The sequence below is a fragment of the Pseudomonas sp. EA_35y_Pfl2_R5 genome (assembly GCF_963970805.1).
GTDB lineage: Bacteria > Pseudomonadota > Gammaproteobacteria > Pseudomonadales > Pseudomonadaceae > Aquipseudomonas.
In genome coordinates this window covers 623,361-641,121 of the sequence record NZ_CAXAOW010000001.1, presented here as the reverse complement: position 1 = coordinate 641,121, position 17,761 = coordinate 623,361, and the positions used below count along the sequence as shown (strand labels likewise).

The 17,761-nt window shown below is 61.8% G+C and carries 18 protein-coding genes; 13 read left to right on the top strand and 5 right to left on the bottom strand.

The annotated features are described in order from the left end of the window. Positions 1 to 51: 51 nt before the first annotated feature. Entirely contained in the window at positions 52 to 1,167 is a 1,116-nt protein-coding gene (gene dprA / locus AACX99_RS02900) for a DNA-processing protein DprA (protein WP_339409349.1), read from the bottom strand. Between the two features lie 96 nt (positions 1,168 to 1,263). Beyond that, the gene (locus AACX99_RS02895; protein ID WP_339409348.1) at positions 1,264 to 2,289 is read right to left on the bottom strand and encodes a LysM peptidoglycan-binding domain-containing protein; all 1,026 of its coding nucleotides are present in this window, start codon (positions 2,287 to 2,289) and stop codon (positions 1,264 to 1,266) included. A gap of 152 nt (positions 2,290 to 2,441) precedes the next feature. Here AACX99_RS02895 and def point away from each other — a divergent pair, with 152 nt between their 5' ends. The 5 genes from def to AACX99_RS02870 are packed head-to-tail and all read left to right on the top strand — an operon-like array spanning position 2,442 to position 6,969. Further along, complete coding sequence (def, locus tag AACX99_RS02890) at positions 2,442 to 2,948, top strand: peptide deformylase (RefSeq protein ID WP_090254233.1); 507 nt, start codon at positions 2,442 to 2,444, stop codon at positions 2,946 to 2,948. Positions 2,949 to 3,001: 53 nt separating this feature from the next. After that, positions 3,002 to 3,946: a methionyl-tRNA formyltransferase gene (gene fmt, locus AACX99_RS02885; RefSeq protein ID WP_339409345.1), complete on the top strand. Its 945-nt coding sequence runs from the start codon at positions 3,002 to 3,004 to the stop codon at positions 3,944 to 3,946. After that, on the top strand, positions 3,943 to 5,256 hold the full coding sequence (rsmB, locus tag AACX99_RS02880; RefSeq protein ID WP_339409343.1) for a 16S rRNA (cytosine(967)-C(5))-methyltransferase RsmB: 1,314 nt from the start codon (positions 3,943 to 3,945) through the stop codon (positions 5,254 to 5,256). Before fmt ends, rsmB begins: the two co-directional genes overlap by 4 nt. 12 nt (positions 5,257 to 5,268) lie before the next feature. Continuing rightward, the gene (gene trkA / locus AACX99_RS02875; protein ID WP_339409341.1) at positions 5,269 to 6,642 is read left to right on the top strand and encodes a Trk system potassium transporter TrkA; all 1,374 of its coding nucleotides are present in this window, start codon (positions 5,269 to 5,271) and stop codon (positions 6,640 to 6,642) included. Positions 6,643 to 6,651: 9 nt separating this feature from the next. Then, positions 6,652 to 6,969, top strand: coding sequence for a hypothetical protein (locus AACX99_RS02870; RefSeq protein ID WP_339409339.1), 318 nt, complete (start codon positions 6,652 to 6,654; stop codon positions 6,967 to 6,969). A gap of 20 nt (positions 6,970 to 6,989) precedes the next feature. Here the strand turns inward: AACX99_RS02870 and AACX99_RS02865 are convergent, their stop codons facing one another. From AACX99_RS02865 to AACX99_RS02855, 3 genes are all read right to left on the bottom strand, one after another. Then, positions 6,990 to 7,262 carry a PilZ domain-containing protein gene (locus tag AACX99_RS02865; protein ID WP_339409338.1) on the bottom strand — a complete coding sequence of 91 codons (273 nt, stop codon included), beginning with the start codon at positions 7,260 to 7,262 and terminating at the stop codon, positions 6,990 to 6,992. A gap of 68 nt (positions 7,263 to 7,330) precedes the next feature. After that, positions 7,331 to 8,218, bottom strand: a complete 888-nt coding sequence (locus AACX99_RS02860) for a lysophospholipid acyltransferase (RefSeq protein WP_339409337.1) — start codon at positions 8,216 to 8,218, stop codon at positions 7,331 to 7,333. A 45-nt stretch (positions 8,219 to 8,263) separates the two neighbouring features. After that, positions 8,264 to 8,821, bottom strand: coding sequence for a DNA-3-methyladenine glycosylase I (locus tag AACX99_RS02855; protein WP_339409336.1), 558 nt, complete (start codon positions 8,819 to 8,821; stop codon positions 8,264 to 8,266). A gap of 66 nt (positions 8,822 to 8,887) precedes the next feature. On the opposite strand from AACX99_RS02855, the gene glyQ reads away from it, so the two are divergent. From glyQ to AACX99_RS02815, 8 genes are all read left to right on the top strand, one after another. Continuing rightward, on the top strand, positions 8,888 to 9,835 hold the full coding sequence (gene glyQ / locus AACX99_RS02850; protein WP_339409334.1) for a glycine--tRNA ligase subunit alpha: 948 nt from the start codon (positions 8,888 to 8,890) through the stop codon (positions 9,833 to 9,835). Continuing rightward, positions 9,832 to 11,886: a glycine--tRNA ligase subunit beta gene (gene glyS, locus AACX99_RS02845; RefSeq protein WP_339409332.1), complete on the top strand. Its 2,055-nt coding sequence runs from the start codon at positions 9,832 to 9,834 to the stop codon at positions 11,884 to 11,886. The genes glyQ and glyS overlap by 4 nt, the downstream gene beginning before the upstream one ends. Before the next feature lie 90 nt (positions 11,887 to 11,976). Then, positions 11,977 to 12,510, top strand: coding sequence for a D-glycero-beta-D-manno-heptose 1,7-bisphosphate 7-phosphatase (gene gmhB, locus AACX99_RS02840; protein ID WP_339409330.1), 534 nt, complete (start codon positions 11,977 to 11,979; stop codon positions 12,508 to 12,510). Between the two features lie 32 nt (positions 12,511 to 12,542). Next, complete coding sequence (locus AACX99_RS02835) at positions 12,543 to 13,316, top strand: lysophospholipid acyltransferase family protein (RefSeq protein WP_339409328.1); 774 nt, start codon at positions 12,543 to 12,545, stop codon at positions 13,314 to 13,316. Between the two features lie 247 nt (positions 13,317 to 13,563). Next, on the top strand, positions 13,564 to 14,187 hold the full coding sequence (locus AACX99_RS02830) for a CDP-alcohol phosphatidyltransferase family protein (RefSeq protein ID WP_339409326.1): 624 nt from the start codon (positions 13,564 to 13,566) through the stop codon (positions 14,185 to 14,187). A 10-nt stretch (positions 14,188 to 14,197) separates the two neighbouring features. Continuing rightward, positions 14,198 to 15,955 carry a bifunctional alpha/beta hydrolase/class I SAM-dependent methyltransferase gene (locus AACX99_RS02825; RefSeq protein ID WP_339409325.1) on the top strand — a complete coding sequence of 586 codons (1,758 nt, stop codon included), beginning with the start codon at positions 14,198 to 14,200 and terminating at the stop codon, positions 15,953 to 15,955. Then, positions 15,955 to 17,316, top strand: a complete 1,362-nt coding sequence (locus tag AACX99_RS02820) for a phosphatase PAP2/dual specificity phosphatase family protein (protein ID WP_339409324.1) — start codon at positions 15,955 to 15,957, stop codon at positions 17,314 to 17,316. Before AACX99_RS02825 ends, AACX99_RS02820 begins: the two co-directional genes overlap by 1 nt. After that, the gene (locus tag AACX99_RS02815; RefSeq protein WP_339409323.1) at positions 17,306 to 17,761 is read left to right on the top strand and encodes a hypothetical protein; all 456 of its coding nucleotides are present in this window, start codon (positions 17,306 to 17,308) and stop codon (positions 17,759 to 17,761) included. Before AACX99_RS02820 ends, AACX99_RS02815 begins: the two co-directional genes overlap by 11 nt.

The following is a 17,761-nucleotide window of genomic DNA, read 5'->3' as shown; positions in this document are numbered from 1 at the left end:
ACTGCTCTCCGCTAAACACTGACGGGCAGTGTATCCAAGCCAAGACCCTGTTCAAGGTGCGCGGCCCACCCAGCGGCCATTTTCGCAGGCAACGCGGCCGTCTAACTCTAGCTCTGTCAGCGCCGCCAGCACCTCGGTCAGCGACAAACCACTGGCCACCACCAACGCTTCACTGCTTTGCGGCGCAGCATGCAGCAGGGCCAGCAATGGGTGGTGGGGCGGTTCTGGGGCGCGCGAAGCACTTGCGGGTGGCTGCGCCTGCCAGCCGCGCAAGGCCTGCAGAATATCCTCGAGACTCTCCACCAGCGTCGCCCCTTCGCGGATCAGCTGATGACAGCCGCGCGCGCCGGGATGATGGATCGAACCGGGAATGGCATAGACCTCGCGGCCCTGTTCGGCGGCCAAACGTGCAGTGATCAGCGAACCGCTGGAGGGGCTGGCTTCCACCACCAGCACACCAACGGAAAGGCCACTGATGATCCTGTTGCGCCGCGGGAAATTGCTCGCCTGAGGCGGACAATCCAGCGGCAACTCGGAAACCAGCGCGCCGCCCTGGGCGACAATCGCCGCCGCCAACTGCTTATGCCGCGCCGGATATAAACACTGCAAGCCAGTCCCAAGCACCGCCACCGTCTTGCCGCCGGCATCCAGTGCGCCCTGATGGGCCGCACCATCAATGCCCAGGGCCAAACCGCTGGTAATCACAAAGCCGCCACCGGCGAGGCTGCGGGCAAAACTCTGCGCAGTATCCAAACCCGGGCGTGAGGCCCGGCGACTGCCGACCATCGCCAGCTGTGGCTGCTCGAGCAAACTTGGATCACCCTCAACAAACAACAGCGGCGGGGCATCTGTCAGCTCAGCCAACAACCCTGGATAACCCGGGTCATCCCACATCAGCAGGTGATGCGCATCACCCTCCAGCCAGGCCAGACTCTGGGCTGCTCGCTCACGGACTGCGGGACTGCGCCGTGCCTCACTACACGCCAGTGGTAAACCAAGCGAACGCCAGGCACTGGCTGGTGCGCTAAGCGCCGCCGACGCATTGTCGAAGGCACTGAAGAGTTTGCGAAAGCGCCGAGGGCCCAATTCCGGCAAGCAGTGCAGGCGCAGACGGGCTTCCAGTTCAGCGGGAGAAACAGCAGGGGAAATAGCAGAGGATTGCGACATACGGATCATCCTTGATCGGTCGCGCCGCGTGGCGGCAGGGTGACGGCCAGGAATGGCGCGCCATAAAAAGCCCCGCAAATGCGGGGCTTTTTGGTGTTACGGGTTACGCACTTTGTCCATGATCGCCAGCGAGCGAGACGCTCCCAGCACTAGACCATAACTGAGCTTGTCGTAGGTGCGGAACACCATCAACAGGCCCGAACGCTCGTCCGGAATCTTCACCGACTCACCGGTTATCCGGTCACGTACGGTTTCACCAGTCTTATAGATCGCCAGTACGTTGCCTTCACTCAGGCCGTCACGGACGCCCTTGTTGATGGTGACCACATCAAACTGACCAATCTGGGTCACGCCACGCGGCACATCGAGGATCACGCCGTTGACTTCACCAGCCGGCTCACTCGGCATAAAGGTCGAGTTGATTGCACGCTCTTCGGTGGCAAACAGGCGGTCGCCGAGGCGTACTTCCTGAGTCGAGCGACTCAGAAGCATAGTGCCAACATCGCCCTCCTCGGCAACGATCTCGCCCGAACCAATGTCATCGGCGTTGATACCGAGGAACTCTTGGGTCTCCGGGTCCGTGTAGGTTTTACCCTGACGGAAGATGCCATAGGCCGGCGCCGACTCATCGAAGCTGCCACGGGCATACACACGATCACCTGCGCCACTGACCACACGCTCGGCATTGCCGGCCACGATATAGGGCGCGCCCTGGAACTGCTCAGGGGTATCAACGATGCGGTTGCTCAGCAGGAAGCTGTTGATCGCCTCCAGCGGAATCGCCGGAATGGCTTCGGCCATCGGCGTGCTGCGCACCTGCGGTGACAGTTTGATGGTACCGCGCGACTCGCCACGGTTAAGCATCAGACGTGGCTGACCATCGATATACACCAGGCTCAGTTGGTCGCCCGGGTAGATCAGATGGGGGTTTTCTACCTGTGGATTGGCGTGCCAGATTTCTGGCCACTTCCACGGCTGGCTAAGAAATTTTCCGGAAATATCCCAGAGGGTATCGCCCTTGACCACGGTATAACGGTCTGGGTGACCGTCCTTGAGTTGCACGGCGGCCTGGGCCAAGCCACTTGCCGCAACCAGCAGCAGGGCGAGTAGTGATTTCCTCATGCGGTGAATCCCTTTATTATGTGTCTTCACGTGGAGCGCCCTAGCGCCGCGACAAAACCCAGTCGTGCTGCGGCGTGAAGCCGTTTTTCAATGCTGCTCATCATCTTAGCAGCGGATTTTGACTTTATTCCACAAGTGCATCACAAACGCATATGGCGATCCTGAATATCCTCGAATTTCCCGATCCGCGCCTGCGCACCATCGCCAAGCCGGTGGACGTAGTCGATGACGCCTTGCGTCAGCTGATCGACGACATGTTTGAAACCATGTACGACGCCCCGGGCATCGGCCTGGCGGCGACCCAAGTCAACGTGCACAAGCGTTTGGTGGTGATGGACCTGTCCGAAGACAAGTCCGAACCACGGGTGTTTATCAATCCCGAGTTCGAGCCACTGACCGAGGAAATGGATCAATACCAGGAAGGCTGCCTCTCGGTGCCGGGCTTCTACGAAAACGTCGACCGCCCGCAGAAGGTCAAGATCAAGGCGCTGGACCGTGATGGCCAGCCCTACGAGCTGATCGCCGAGGGCCTGCTTGCCGTGTGCATCCAGCACGAATGCGACCACCTCAACGGCAAGCTGTTTGTCGATTACCTGTCTAATCTCAAACGCGACCGGATCAAGAAGAAGCTGGAAAAGCAACATCGCCAGCAGGCTTGATCCACATCTTTCAAAGGCTTGCTGCGGCAAGCCTTTTTCTTTAGCGAGTCCTCATGACTGAAGCACTGCGTATTGTCTTTGCCGGCACCCCGGAATTCGCCGCCGAACACCTCAAGGCGCTATTGAACAGTTCTCATCAGATCGTCGCGGTGTACAGCCAGCCCGATCGACCGGCCGGTCGCGGGCAAAAACTCACACCCAGCCCGGTCAAACAGCTGGCCCTGCAACACGATATTCCTGTGTACCAGCCGCAGACCCTGCGCGACCCCAATGCCCAAGCCGAACTGGCCGCACTCAAACCCGACCTGATGGTGGTGGTGGCTTACGGCTTGATCCTGCCGCAGGTGGTGCTGGATATCCCGCGGCTGGGTTGTATCAACAGTCACGCCTCGCTGCTGCCACGTTGGCGTGGCGCCGCACCGATCCAGCGGGCAGTCGAAGCCGGTGATGCTGAGTCCGGCGTAACGGTGATGCAGATGGAGGCCGGCCTGGATACCGGGCCGATGTTGCTCAAGGTCAGCACACCGATTGCTGCCGAAGATACCGGTGGCAGCCTGCACGATCGCCTGGCCACACTCGGCCCACAGGCCGTGATCGCGGCCATCAGCGGCCTGGCCGCCGGCAATCTGGTTGGCGAAGTGCAGGACGACAGTCTGGCCACCTACGCACACAAACTGAATAAGGATGAAGCACGCCTGGACTGGAGCCGCCCGGCCATTGAGCTGGAGCGCCTGGTGCGGGCCTTTAACCCCTGGCCGATTTGCCATAGCACGCTGGGCGGCGAGACATTGAAAGTACACGCGGCAGAGCTGGGCGATGGCAGTGGCGCCCCAGGCACCATTCTCGCCGCCGATAAGTCCGGGCTGACCGTGGCCTGCGGCGAAGGCGCATTGCGCCTGACCCGCCTGCAACTGCCCGGCGGTAAGGCGCTGAACTTCAGTGACCTGTACAACAGTCGCCGCGAGCAGTTTGCCGTTGGCCTGGTGCTAGGAGCATGAACCCACGTCTCGCCGCCGCCCGTGCCCTGGCCAGCGTGCTGGCCGGCAAGGCCTCGCTGGGCAGCAGCCTGCCGCCCTTGCTGGACAAGGTCGAGCAACGCGACCGTGGCCTGGCCCAGGATCTGGCCTTCGGCACCGCCCGCTGGCAGCCGCGCCTGGCATTGATCGCCGAGAAACTGCTGCAGAAACCCTTCAAAGCCGCCGACCGTGATGTCGAAGCGCTGCTGCTGATCGGCCTGTATCAGCTGTTCTACACGCGCATTCCGGCCCACGCCGCCATCGGCGAAACGGTGGCCTGCGTCGATAAGCTGAAGAAGCCGTCGCTCAAAGGCCTGCTGAATGCCGTGCTGCGCAATGCCCAGCGCGACGGCGAGGGCATTATTGCCAGCTTGGAACGTGACCCGGTGCTGCATACCGCCCACCCACGCTGGCTGCAGAAAGCCCTGAAAGCTCAGTGGCCGGAACACTGGGAAGCCATTTGCGCGGCCAACAACGCCCATCCGCCGCTGATTCTGCGGGTCAATCATCGCCTCGGCAGCCGTGACGATTACCTGGCCGAACTGCGCCGGGTCGGCTTCGAGGCCGAGCCGTGCACCTTTAGCCGCGACGGTGTCCGCCTGCTGCAAGCCTGCGATGTCACCACCCTGCCAGGCTTTACCGAAGGCCGCGTCAGCGTGCAGGACGAAGCGGCGCAACTGGCCGCTGAGCTGCTTGATCTCGCGCCCGGGCAACGCGTGCTGGACGCCTGCGCTGCGCCGGGCGGCAAGACCTGTCACCTGCTGGAAGCCGAGCCCGCATTGGCTGGCGTAGTGGCCGTGGATCTGGAAGAAAAGCGCCTGGTACGAGTGCGTGAGAACCTCAAGCGCCTGGGCCTGGAGGCCGAGCTGATCGCCGCCGATGGCCGCGAGCTGGCTGCATGGTGGGACGGCAAGCCGTTCCAGCGCATTCTGCTCGACGCGCCCTGCTCGGCCACCGGGGTGATTCGCCGTCACCCGGATATCAAGTTGACTCGCCAGGCCGATGACATCCCCGCACTGGCCAAGCTGCAAGGCGAGCTGCTGGATAGCCTGTGGCAGACCCTGGAAGTCGGCGGCATCCTGCTCTACGCCACTTGTTCGGTAATGCCGGTGGAGAACAGCGAGAATATCGCCGCCTTCCTGGTGCGCACTCCAGGCGCCCGTGAGCTGGATATTGCCGGTGCGTTCGGCCATAAAACCACCCACGGTCGCCAGCTATTCCCGCAAGTCGACGGTCACGACGGCTTCTACTATGCCAAGCTGATGAAAATCGCTGCCGCACCGCGCGGCTGAGGAACAGACTGCATGAAGATCATCATTCTCGGTGCAGGCCAGGTAGGCGGCACCCTGGCCGAACACCTGGCCAGCGAAGCCAACGACATCACCGTGGTCGACACCGACGGCGACCGTCTGCGTGACCTCGGCGACCGTCTGGATATCCGTACCGTCCAAGGCCGTGGCTCGTTCCCTACGGTGCTGCGCCAGGCCGGCGCGGACGATGCCGACATGCTGGTGGCCGTAACCAACAGCGACGAAGTCAACATGATCGCCTGCCAGGTAGCCTACAGCCTGTTCCACACCCCGACCAAGATTGCCCGGGTGCGTGAAGCGGCCTACCTGACCCGCAGCGGCCTGTTCTGCAACGAATCGATCCCGGTCGACGTGCTGATCAGCCCCGAGCAGGTAGTGACCAACTACATCAAACGCCTGATCGAATACCCCGGCGCTTTGCAGGTGATCGACTTCGCCGAAGGCAAAGCTCAGCTGGTGGCGGTCAAGGCCTACTACGGCGGCCCGTTGGTCGGTCAGCAGCTGCGCCAGCTGCGCGAACACATGCCCAATGTCGACACCCGCGTGGCGGCGATCTTCCGCCGCAACCGGGCGATCATGCCGCAGGGCGACACGGTGATCGAAGCCGATGACGAAGTGTTTTTTATTGCAGCCAAGGCGCACATCCGCGCGGTGATGAGCGAAATGCGCCGTATGGAAGACAGCTACAAGAAAGTGGTGATCGCCGGCGGCGGGCATATCGGCGAACGCCTGGCCGAAGCCATCGAAAGCCGCTACCAGGTGAAGATTATCGAGATGAACCCGGCACGCTGCCGCTACCTCTCGGAAACCCTCGACAGCACCATCGTACTGCAGGGCAGCGCTTCTGATCGCGACCTGCTGGTGGAAGAAAACATCAGCGATGCTGACATCTTTCTCGCCCTGACCAACGACGATGAAGCCAACATCATGTCGTCCCTGCTGGCCAAGCGTCTGGGTGCACGCAAGGTAATGACCATCATCAACAACCCGGCTTATGTCGACCTGGTGCAAGGCGGCGAGATCGACATCGCCATCAGCCCGCAGTTGGCCACCATCGGCACCCTGCTGACCCACGTGCGCCGTGGCGATATCGAAAGCGTCCACAGCCTGCGCCGTGGCGCCGCCGAAGCCATCGAGGCAATTGCCCATGGCGATTCCAAGTCCAGCAAGGTGGTCGGCCGCATGATCGAAGACATTGCCCTGCCGCCGGGCACCACCATCGGCGCAATCATCCGCAATGAAGAAGTGCTGATTGCACACGACGATACGGTGATCGAATCCGGCGACCACGTGATTCTGTTCCTGGTCGACAAAAAGTACATCCGCGATGCCGAGCGCTTGTTCCAGGTTGGCCTGACCTTCTTTTAGGAGTTGCCCATGAGCACCGAAGCCCTGGAAAAGATGCTGGCCAAAGGCATAGACAACGCCCTGCTGCGCTTCGGCCTGGGCAAGGGTTATCTGGACGCGGCTGAGTTCGCTCGAGCGGCGGAGCATTTGCAGCGCTGCGTTGAGTTCGATGCGCAGTATTCAGCGGCCTGGAAACTGCTCGGCCAGGCGCTCAACAAACAGGGGCTGCGCGATGAGGCGCGGGCGGCCTGGACGCAGGGCTTGCGGGTGACAGAAGAGAAGGGCGACAAACAGGCGGGCAAGGAAATCAGCGTGTTTCTCAAGCGCCTGGATAAGCAGGCTCAGTAGCCCAGAGAAAATAGTCCAGACTAATCCTCGGTTTGCACAAAGCGTAGGCCAACGCCCAGGACTTCAACGCGTACCACTTCGAGCGTGAGAATCGGCGCTTCCATCGGCAAACCCTGCACCTGGCCCTGCACCTGCTCGCCCATTCTGAGCATATCCTGCGCCTGGTCCATCAGCACATAAACGCCGCATTCGGAAATATCCCGGGTGGTGACCAGCAACTCGCCGTGCACCGGGTGGTCGATACGCAAGCGCACCTTAAGGGGGGTGCGGACATTCTTTCGACTATTGCTCATGCGGCGTCCGTCAGAGTGAGTTCCACCAGCCTAGTCGAGAGCAGGCTCAGCCTGCAACTCAGACCCATTTAATACCATTTGGCCTCGCCAGCTGGTCGCTTTTTGAAGCGCTTCATGCTCCACATGTACTGGCTCGGGTAGGTGCGTACATAACGCTCAATAACCTTGCTCATGCCTGCCACCGCTGTTGCCGTATCGGTGCTGTACATGTCATCCGGCGCAGCCTCAAAGATGACCTTGAACCCAGAGCCGTCCGCCAGGCGCAATGCATGCAAAAAGACACCGCAGGCCTTACCACCGCTCAACATGCCGGCAACAAACTTACTGGTCAGCGCTTCTGTGGCCAGAAAAGGCACGAAGACACCGGACGTCAGGCTCGGCTCAGGATCAGCCGGAATACCCACCACACCGCCTTTGCGCACTTCCTTGATCACACTGAGGATGCCTTCCTTGGTCGACGGCGCAACACGGTTACCCAATTGCACACGCTGCTGGCGCAGCAGTTCATCAACAGCCTTCAGCTTCGGCGGACGGTAGAAGATGATCGGTTTGCACTGCGCGCAATAGAAGTGATTGAGCACTTCCCAGTTGCCCAGGTGGCTGGTGATGCCTACCACGCCCTTGCCACTGGCCAATGCCTGCTGCAGGGCTTCCAGACCTTCGACTTCACGCACTAGGCCAAGGGATTTCTGCGCCGGCCAGATCCAGGCACAGGCGCTTTCGGTCAGGGTTTTGCCGATATCCATCAATGAATCGCGCAACAGACGCTGATGCTCGGTTTCGGTCAGTTCAGGAAAGCACTTGCGCAGGTTGATGCTGGCAACTTCACGCGAGCTGTTCGGCAGCTTCCACATTAACCAGCCAATCGCAGCGCCCAAGGCCTGTACTGCGCGCCATGGCAGCAAGGCAAACAAGCGCAGAAAGCCCACCACCAGGGCACCTTTGAGCTTTTCCACAGGCAACTCCAGCCGATCAAAAGGCGCTTATTGTAACCACCAGAGCTAGCGAGTGGTCAGTTGCGCGTAGCGGTCACAGTCGGTGGTGTGGTCCATGACCATGCCGGCGGCCTGCATATAGGCGTAGCAGATGGTCGGGCCAACAAAGGTAAAGCCAGCCTTTTTCAGCGCCTTGCTCATGGCTTCAGCCTCGGCGGTGACGGCCGGCACCTGGCCGCGCTCAGTGAAATGATTGATCTTCGGTTGGCCGCAGACAAACGACCACAGCAGCGCAGACGGATCTTCCAGTTTCAGCCAGGCCTGAGCGTTCTTGCGCACAGCCTTGAGTTTGAGGCGGTTACGGATGATGCCGGGGTCCTGCATCAGGGTTTCTTCGATGTACTCGTCGCTCAGTGCGGCCAGGCGCTGCACATCGAAACCAAACAGCACCTCGCGGTAGCGTTCACGCTTCTTCAGCACGGTGATCCACGACAATCCCGCCTGAAAGCCCTCCAGCAGCAGCAACTCGAACAATACTTTGGGGTCGCGTTGCGGCACGCCCCATTCTTCATCGTGGTAAGCCTGATAAAGCGGATCGTCGGTGCACCAGAAACAGCGTGGCATGCGGGTTTTCCTGAGCTTCGGTATACTCGCGGACTTTCTCAAGCCGCCAAAGTACGGGTGAAATTTGTGAGCCAGACTACGCCTGCCGTGCGCACCTTCCAAGACTTGATCCTCGCCCTGCAACAGTACTGGGCCGAGCAGGGCTGCGTGGTGCTGCAACCCTACGATATGGAAGTGGGTGCAGGCACCTTCCACACCGCGACATTCCTACGCGCCATCGGCCCCGAGACCTGGAACGCTGCTTATGTACAGCCTTCGCGCCGTCCTGCGGATGGGCGCTACGGCGAGAACCCCAACCGCCTGCAGCACTACTACCAATTTCAGGTGGTGTTGAAGCCTAACCCGGAAAACTTTCAGGAGCTGTACCTCGGCTCGCTGAAAGCCATCGGCATCGACCCGCTGGTGCACGACATCCGCTTTGTCGAAGACAACTGGGAATCGCCGACCCTCGGCGCCTGGGGTCTGGGCTGGGAAATCTGGCTGAACGGCATGGAAGTCACCCAGTTCACCTACTTCCAGCAAGTCGGCGGCATCGAGTGCTACCCGGTGACCGGCGAGATCACCTACGGCCTGGAACGCCTGGCCATGTATATCCAGGGTGTCGACTCGGTGTACGACCTGGTGTGGACCGACGGCCAGTTCGGCAAAGTCACCTATGGCGATGTGTTCCACCAGAACGAGGTGGAGCAATCCACCTACAACTTCGAACACGCCAACGTCGACAAACTCTTCGAGCTGTTCGACTTCTATGAAAGCGAAGCCAACCGCCTGATCGAGCTGGAGTTGCCGCTGCCAACCTACGAGATGGTGCTCAAGGCCTCGCACACCTTCAACCTGCTCGACGCCCGTCGCGCTATTTCGGTGACCGCGCGTCAGCAGTACATCCTGCGCGTGCGGGCCCTGGCCCGCTCGGTGGCGCAGAGCTACCTGCAAGCGCGGCGCAAGCTCGGCTTCCCGCTCGCCGCTCCCGACCTGCGTGATGAAGTACTAGCTAAGCTGGAGGCAGCAGAATGAGTGCGCGTGATTTCCTGGTAGAACTGGGCACCGAAGAGCTGCCGCCGAAAGCCCTGAAAACCCTGGGTGAAGCCTTCCTCGCCGGTGTCGAGAAAGGCCTGAAAAGCGCCGGCCTGAACTATGGCCAAGTGCGCTATTACGCTGCGCCACGGCGTCTGGCCGTGCTGATCGAGCAGCTTGAAGAGCAGCAGGCCGATCGCACTCAGAACCTCGATGGCCCGCCCGTACAGGCAGCCTTCGACAAAGACGGCAACCCGACTCAGGCAGCGCTGGGCTTCGCTAAGAAGTGCGGCGTTGAGCTGGTCGATATTGACCGTAGCGGCCCCAAGCTGAAATTCAGCCAGAGCATTCCCGGCCAGGCCGCAGCCGGTTTGCTGCCGGCTATCGTCGAAACCTCGCTGAACGAGCTGCCGATTCCCAAGCGTATGCGCTGGGGCGCACGCAAGACTGAATTTGTCCGCCCAAGCCAGTGGCTGGTAATGCTGTTTGGTGACGAGGTGATCGACTGCGAAATCCTCGCCCAGCAAGCCGGCCGGGTTTCCCGTGGTCACCGCTTCCACGCCAACCACGAAGTGCGCATCAGCGCGCCGGCCAACTACGCCGAAGACCTGCGCAGCGCCTATGTGATCGCCGACTTCGCCGAGCGCCGCGCGCAGATCATCGCCCGGGTCAATGAACTGGCTGCAGCAGAGCAGGGCAGCGCCATCGTGCCACCGGCGCTGCTGGATGAAGTCAGCGCCCTGGTCGAGTGGCCGGTGCCGCTGGTCTGCTCGTTCGAGGAACGCTTCCTCGAAGTGCCACAGGAAGCACTGATTACCACCATGCAGGACAACCAGAAGTACTTCTGCCTGCTCGATGGCAACGGCAAGCTGCTGCCGCGCTTTATCACCGTGGCCAACGTCGAAAGCAAAGACCCGGCGCAGATTATTTCCGGCAACGAGAAAGTAGTGCGCCCGCGCCTGACCGACGCCGAGTTCTTCTTCAAGCAGGACAAGAAGCAGAAGCTGGAAAGTTTCAACCAGCGCCTGGCCAATGTGGTGTTCCAGGCCCAGCTCGGTTCGGTCTATGACAAGGCCCAGCGCGTCTCGGCCCTGGCTGGTTTTATCGCCCAGCGCATCGGCGGCGACGCCACCCGCGCCGCACGCGCCGGCATCCTCTGCAAGTGCGACCTGGCCAGTGAGATGGTCGGCGAATTCCCGGAAATGCAGGGCATCGCCGGTTACTACTACGCCAAGCACGACGGCGAAGCCGAAGACGTCGCCCTGGCGCTGAACGAGCAATATATGCCGCGCGGCGCGGGTGCCGAGCTACCGAGCACCCTCACCGGCGCTGCCGTGGCCCTGGCCGACAAGCTGGATACCCTGGTCGGCATCTTCGGCATTGGCATGCTGCCCACCGGCAGCAAGGACCCTTACGCCCTGCGTCGTGCGGCCCTCGGCGTGCTGCGCATCCTGATCGAAAAGCAGCTGGATCTGGATCTGGTTGAAGCCGTTGGTTTTGCGATCAAGCAGTTCGCCGACAAGATCAAGCCCGACGGCCTGGCCCCCCAGGTGCAGGACTTTATCTTCGACCGCCTGCGCGCGCGTTACGAAGACGAAGGCGTCGACGTGGCCGTGTACCAAGCCGTGCGTGCGGTCAGCCCGACCTCGCCGCTGGACTTCGATCAGCGCGTGCAGGCGGTGCAGGCCTTCCGTGCATTGCCGCAGGCTGCCGCCCTGGCTGCAGCGAACAAGCGCGTGTCCAACCTGCTGAGCAAGGCCGAAGGCCAGGTCGCGGCGAGCGTCGAAGCGCATCACTTCGACAACCCCAGCGAGTTCGCCCTCAACGCGGCCATCCAACAGGCCGAGCATGCAGTACGGCCGCTGGCTGAAGCCCGTCAGTACAACCTGGCGCTGAGCCAGCTGGCCAATCTGCGCGAGCCGGTGGACGCCTTCTTCGTGGCCGTACTGGTCAACGCCGAAGACGCTGCCGTACGGGCCAATCGTTATGCGCTGCTGGCCAAGCTGCGTGGCCTGTTCCTCGGCGTCGCTGATATCTCGGTACTCGGCTAACGCCTGCCGCGCGTCCGATGGGCTGCACGCAGCCCATCATCACCTTTACCGGCGTGCGGCCATCACCGCGCGCCGGTTACGGATTACCGCATGAAACTGCTGATTCTCGACCGCGACGGCGTGATCAATTACGACTCCGATGCCTATATCAAAAGCCTCGCCGAATGGATTCCGCTACCCGGTGCCATAGAGGCCATCGCGCGCCTGTCGCAAGCCGGCTGGACGGTCGCCGTGGCCACCAATCAGTCCGGAGTCGCCCGCGGCTATTACGACCTGGCCACGCTGGAGGCCATGCACACGCGCCTGCGCGAACTGGTGGCAGCGCAGGGCGGTGAGCTGGGCCTGATCGTGCACTGCATCCACGGCCCGGATGAGGGCTGCGCCTGCCGCAAACCGAAACCCGGCATGCTCGAGCAGATTGCTGCGTACTATGGTGTAGCACTTAAGGGCGTGTGGTTTGTCGGAGACAGCAGCGGTGACCTGACAGCGGCCGGCGCCGTCGATTGTCAGCCTGTTTTGGTAAAGACCGGCAAGGGCGAACGTACCCTGGCGAAAGGATTGCCAGCGGACACCCTGGTATTCGATGATCTGGCGGCGGTTGCCGATCAGCTTCTCCACTTATAAAGCAGGCGCTGCCTGCGACGGTAAAAGCTCCCATGTCGACAGTGCAGACCCTCAGAACCTTCCTCTTCTACCTGCTGCTGGCTTCCACCTCCTTCTTCTGGTGCACCCTCAGCGTCTTCGTCGCGCCCTTTCTGCCGTTTCGTGCACGCTACCGCTTTGTCGTGCAGAACTGGTGCCGCTGCGCCACCTGGCTGGCCAAGGTGGTGGTCGGCATCAACTACGAGATCAAGGGCCTGGAGAATATTCCCGATAAGCCCTGCGTGATTCTCGCCAAACACCAGAGCACCTGGGAAACCTTCTTCCTCTGCGGCTACTTCGAGCCGCTGAGCCAGGTGGTCAAGCGCGAGCTGCTGTATGTGCCGTTCTTCGGCTGGGCGATGGCGATGCTCAAGCCCATTGCGATTGACCGCAGCAACCCCAAGGCGGCCCTCAAGCAGCTGGCCAAACTCGGCCACAAACGTCTGGGGCAGGGCGCCTGGGTGCTGGTTTTCCCGGAAGGCACACGCATTCCACCGGGCCAGATCGGCAAGTTCAGCCGTGGCGGTGCATCCCTCGCGGTGAATGCCAACCTGCCAGTGCTGCCAATCGCGCACAACGCCGGTGAGTTCTGGCCCAAGCAGGGCTGGCGCAAGACGCCCGGCACCGTTCAGGTGGTGATAGGCCCACTGATGTACGCCGAAGGCACAGGCCCACGCGCCATCGCTGAACTCAATGACCGCGCCTTTGCCTGGGTCAGTCAGGCACAACGCGATATCGGCTCGCTGGATGCACAAAGCCAGCCGCTGGAAACCCAAGCGCCGGCCTGAGCAATTGTGGATAAGCTGTGCACCGAATAGCGTCAAAGTGCCATTACTCAATATAAGCAGTTGATTTAACTAGAATTAACGCCTGGAGCGAAATATCAGGCGATGGGGGATAAGTTTCCCCCATAACGCCCCGGTGGCTGCCAACCAGCAAATCCGGGCGTTTGCGCACAGTCTTAGCAGCCTGCGCGCCAGGCAAAGCGGCTAAGCTGGATCGACGTGCCCAAGCAGCGAAAAGGAATTCTTCGCCATGCTCTCCATTTACCAGCTCAAGCCGGCTTTTCAGAACCTCCTGCGCCCGGGTGTCAAGCGCCTCTACGACAAAGGCGTGACGGCCAATCAGGTCACCCTGTTCGCCGCCGTGGTTTCCGTGCTGCTCGGCACCCTGCTGCTGGCCTTACCCGAGCATACCTGGCTGTTCGCCCTGATCCCGCTGTGGATGATTCTGCGCATGGCGTTGAACGCCGTCGACGGCATGCTCGCCCGCGAGTTCGGCCAACAATCGCGGCTCGGCGCCTACCTCAATGAGATCAGCGACCTGATCGCCGACAGCGCGCTGTTTCTGCCCTTCGCCTTGCTCCCCGGGGTCTCGCCGCTGCTGGTCGTGCTGGTGGTGCTGCTGGCCCTGATCAGTGAGTACGCCGGCGTGCTCGGGCCTATGGTCGGTGCCTCGCGGCGTTACGACGGACCTATGGGCAAAAGTGACCGTGCCTTCTGCTTTGGCGTGCTGGGCGCTGGCGTGGCCTGCGGGTTGCTGCCTGCCGCTTGGCTCAACGGCCTGCTCGCGGTGATTCTCGCCCTGTTGCTCTACACCCTCTATAACCGCGTACGCCAGGGCCTGGCCGAAGCGGCACAGCTAACTGACTCGAAATAAGGATGTCTCGATGCGCGAAGCCCAAGAATTCAGCTTTACCACCCATGACGGCGTAGAGCTGTTCTACCGCCACTGGCCAGCCAGCAACCCTGAAGCTTGCGCACCGAAGCGCGCAGTGGTGATGTTCCACCGCGGTCACGAACACGGCGGGCGCATGGCCCATCTGGTCGATGAACTGGAGATGGCGGATTTCGAATTTTTCGCCTGGGACGCGCGCGGCCATGGCCTGTCGCCAGGTGAGCGCGGCGACAGCCCGAGCTTCGCCACCAGCGTGCGCGATGTGCAGACCTTTATCGATCACATCGTCTACAGCCACGGCATGCCGGTGGAGGATATTGCCGTACTGGCGCAAAGCGTCGGCGCGGTGCTGGTCGCCACCTGGGCGCATGATTATGCGCCGAAGATCCGCGCCCTGGTGCTCGCCTCGCCGGCGTTCAAGGTCAAGCTCTACGTACCCTTTGCCAGGCCAGGCCTCAAGTTGATGCGCGCGCTGCGCGGCAACTTCTTCGTCAACAGCTATGTGAAGGCCAAGTACCTTAGCCATGACCCGGAGCGGATTGCCTCCTTCAATAACGATCCGCTGATCGCCCGGCCGATCTCGGTAACTATGCTGCTGGGCCTGTATGACGCCGCCGAACGCGTGGTGGCCGACGCCCAGGCGATCCAGATTCCCACTCAGCTGCTGATTTCCGGCGCCGACTTCGTGGTGCACCGCAAACCCCAGCAGCAATTCTTCGAACGCCTAGGCAGCCTGCGCAAGGAAATGCACATCCTCCCCGGCTTCTTCCACGACACCCTCGGTGAACGCGACCGCAGCCACGCCCTGAGCCGCGCCCAGCGCTTTCTGCTGCGCTGCTTTGAAGAGCCGGTACAACGGCCGTCCCTGCTCGACGCGGATCGCCTCGGCCTGACCTGCGCCGAATCAGAAAGCCTGGCCGCACCGCTGCCGCATAACTCCCTGGACGACCTTTACTGGCGCGCCACCCGTGCCAGTCTGCGGCTCGGCAGCAGTCTGGCCGACGGGGTCAAGCTGGGTTTCGACACCGGCTTCGATTCCGGCAGCACCCTGGATTACGTCTACCGCAACCAGCCCAGCGGTAAATCGCCTATCGGCCGGCTGATCGATCAGAACTACCTCAACTCCATTGGCTGGCGCGGCATTCGCCAGCGCAAGTTGCACGCCGAAGAGCTGCTACGCCTGGCGATGGGCAAGCTGCGCGAGCAGGGCCGTGGCGTGCGCATCGTCGATATCGCCGCCGGCCATGGCCGCTACATCCTCGAAGCCCTGGAAGGCATGGAGCAGAAGCCGGACTCGATCCTGTTGCGTGATTACAGCGATATCAACGTGCGCGACGGCGGCGCACTGATCGAACAGAAGGGCCTCACGGATATCGCCCGCTTCGTCAAAGGCGATGCCTTCGACCGTGCCGATCTCGCCGCGCTTGAGCCCAAACCGACTCTGGCGGTGGTCTCCGGTTTGTATGAGCTGTTCGGCAGCAACCAGATGGTTGGCGACTCGCTCGCCGGGCTGGCGGCAGCCGTCGAGGAGGGCGGTTATCTGGTGTACACCGGGCAGCCCTGGCACCCACAGCTGGAGCTGATCGCCCGCGCCCTGACCAGCCACCGCGGTGGCGAAGCCTGGGTTATGCGTCGGCGTAGTCAGGCAGAGATGGATCAACTGGTCGAGGCCGCAGGTTTTCGCAAGATCACCCAGCGTATCGACGAGTGGGGCATCTTCAGTGTCTCCCTGGCGCAGCGGGTGTCCTGATGGCGGAAGTTAGCCGTAGCCGCGAAGCCGGGTTATGGAAGCGCGGCGTGCTTTGGCTCTTGCTCTTGGCGCCGCTGTTCTTCGCCAGCTACAGCTTCGCCAACTGGCTAAGCGGTCAACGTGACGATGTGGGCACCCTAGTATTTGCCTGGGAAAGTCAGATGCCACTATGGCCATGGACTATCGTGCCTTACTGGTCAATTGACCTGCTTTATGGATTGTCCTTTCTGCTGCCGGCCACCCGCCGGGAAATGGATCGCCACGGCCTGCGCCTGCTTAGTGTGCAAGTGCTGTGCATTGCCTGCTTTCTGCTCTGGCCGCTGCGCTTTACCTTCGAACGGCCCGAACTGGATGGTCTGTTCGGCGGCATGTTCGACGTGTTGATGGGTTTCGACAAGCCATTCAACCAGGCACCTTCCCTGCATATCGCCCTGCTGGTGGTGATCTGGGTGATGTTCACCCGGCATACCAATGGCGTGCTGCTCCGCGGCCTGATGCACACCTGGATGGCCTTGATTGGCTTGTCGGTGCTGACCACCTGGCAGCACCATTTTATTGATGTGCCCACCGGGGTTCTGGCCGGCTGGCTGTGCGTCTGGCTGTGGCCGCTACAAGGTCGCAGTCCGCTGCTGGCCTGGCAACTGACGCGCGAGCCGCAACGCATGCGTCAGGCATTGCACTATAGCCTGGGTGCAGCGCTGCTCAGCGCCCTGGCGGTGAATCTCGGTGGTGCCTGGCTATGGCTGCTCTGGCCGGCGTTCTCCTTACTGCTGGTGGCGCTCAACTACCTGCTGTTCGGCGCGGCTGGCTTTCAGAAGGCGGCCGATGGGCGGCTGAGCAGCGCCGCAACCTGGTTGCTCACGCCCTACCTCGCCGCCGCCTGGCTCAATTCACGGCTATGGACCCGCGCCCATCCGCAGGCGGATAAAGTGGTTGAAGGTATCTGGCTCGGCCGCATTCCAGCGCCGGGGCAGGCTGAGCAGTTCGCCGCGCAACTCGATCTGTGCGCGGAGCTACCGGCAAAAAAGGTGCCCAGCGCCTACCGCGCACTGCCCGTACTCGATCTAACCGCACCCAGCGCCGAAACCTGTCTAGCCGCCGCGCAAGCCATCGAAGAGCTACGCCAGCATGGCCCGCTATTGGTCTATTGCGCGCTGGGCTACTCGCGCAGCGCTACAGCGATCGCCGCTTGGCTACTGCACACTGGCCGTTGCAAGGATGTCGCGGATGCTCTGGCACAGTTGCGCCAGGCGCGCCCGCAAGTGGTATTGGGTGCGGCTCAACAACACGCACTGGCCGACATGCTGTTAATTCCCCATGTACAGACAGCAACCATGGAGGCCATCGTTAATGGCCACTGAAATGCAGCTGTTCACCGTGGCCAGCTTGCTGCGCCGGGGCAAGGCGCTGGATGGCTTTTCCTGCGGGCTCAGTGCCATCGCCTTAGGGGTTGGCCTGGCGCCGCTGCTCGGTGCCACAGCGCAACCGGGCACAGCCATCCTCTGTTCCCTGCTGATACTGCTGGGAGTGATCCAGAAGTATTGGGCACTGCGGGTGGCATTGGACGCCGAGCTGTTCCAGCGCCTGGCCGACAACGCCGAGCAACTGCCGATGCACACCGGCGATCTCGATGAAACGCTGATCAAACTCAAACTACAACCAGCCAATCCGGTCTCCCGCTCATGGGATGAACGCAGCCACGCGGCCCTGCGCTTGTTGCGCCGGCAAGCAGTCTGGCTCTTGTCCCAACTGCTACTGGCCGGGTTAATCATCCTCAGCCTGCCTTGGCTTTCAATCACAGGATAA

Excerpts from the sequence above, each read along its gene's own strand:
- dprA (WP_339409349.1), bottom strand. The coding sequence starts at position 1,167 with ATGTCGCAATCCTCTGCTATTTCCCCTGCTGTTTCTCCCGCTGAACTG.
- AACX99_RS02830 (WP_339409326.1), top strand. The coding sequence starts at position 13,564 with ATGCTCTCCATTTACCAGCTCAAGCCGGCTTTTCAGAACCTCCTGCGC.
- AACX99_RS02835 (WP_339409328.1), top strand. The coding sequence starts at position 12,543 with ATGTCGACAGTGCAGACCCTCAGAACCTTCCTCTTCTACCTGCTGCTG.
- AACX99_RS02815 (WP_339409323.1), top strand. The coding sequence starts at position 17,306 with ATGGCCACTGAAATGCAGCTGTTCACCGTGGCCAGCTTGCTGCGCCGG.
- AACX99_RS02865 (WP_339409338.1), bottom strand. The coding sequence starts at position 7,262 with ATGAGCAATAGTCGAAAGAATGTCCGCACCCCCCTTAAGGTGCGCTTG.
- AACX99_RS02820 (WP_339409324.1), top strand. The coding sequence starts at position 15,955 with ATGGCGGAAGTTAGCCGTAGCCGCGAAGCCGGGTTATGGAAGCGCGGC.
- AACX99_RS02870 (WP_339409339.1), top strand. The coding sequence starts at position 6,652 with ATGAGCACCGAAGCCCTGGAAAAGATGCTGGCCAAAGGCATAGACAAC.
- glyS (WP_339409332.1), top strand. The coding sequence starts at position 9,832 with ATGAGTGCGCGTGATTTCCTGGTAGAACTGGGCACCGAAGAGCTGCCG.
- fmt (WP_339409345.1), top strand. The coding sequence starts at position 3,002 with ATGACTGAAGCACTGCGTATTGTCTTTGCCGGCACCCCGGAATTCGCC.
- AACX99_RS02895 (WP_339409348.1), bottom strand. The coding sequence starts at position 2,289 with ATGAGGAAATCACTACTCGCCCTGCTGCTGGTTGCGGCAAGTGGCTTG.
- AACX99_RS02825 (WP_339409325.1), top strand. The coding sequence starts at position 14,198 with ATGCGCGAAGCCCAAGAATTCAGCTTTACCACCCATGACGGCGTAGAG.
- AACX99_RS02855 (WP_339409336.1), bottom strand. The coding sequence starts at position 8,821 with ATGCCACGCTGTTTCTGGTGCACCGACGATCCGCTTTATCAGGCTTAC.
- def (WP_090254233.1), top strand. The coding sequence starts at position 2,442 with ATGGCGATCCTGAATATCCTCGAATTTCCCGATCCGCGCCTGCGCACC.
- gmhB (WP_339409330.1), top strand. The coding sequence starts at position 11,977 with ATGAAACTGCTGATTCTCGACCGCGACGGCGTGATCAATTACGACTCC.
- trkA (WP_339409341.1), top strand. The coding sequence starts at position 5,269 with ATGAAGATCATCATTCTCGGTGCAGGCCAGGTAGGCGGCACCCTGGCC.
- rsmB (WP_339409343.1), top strand. The coding sequence starts at position 3,943 with ATGAACCCACGTCTCGCCGCCGCCCGTGCCCTGGCCAGCGTGCTGGCC.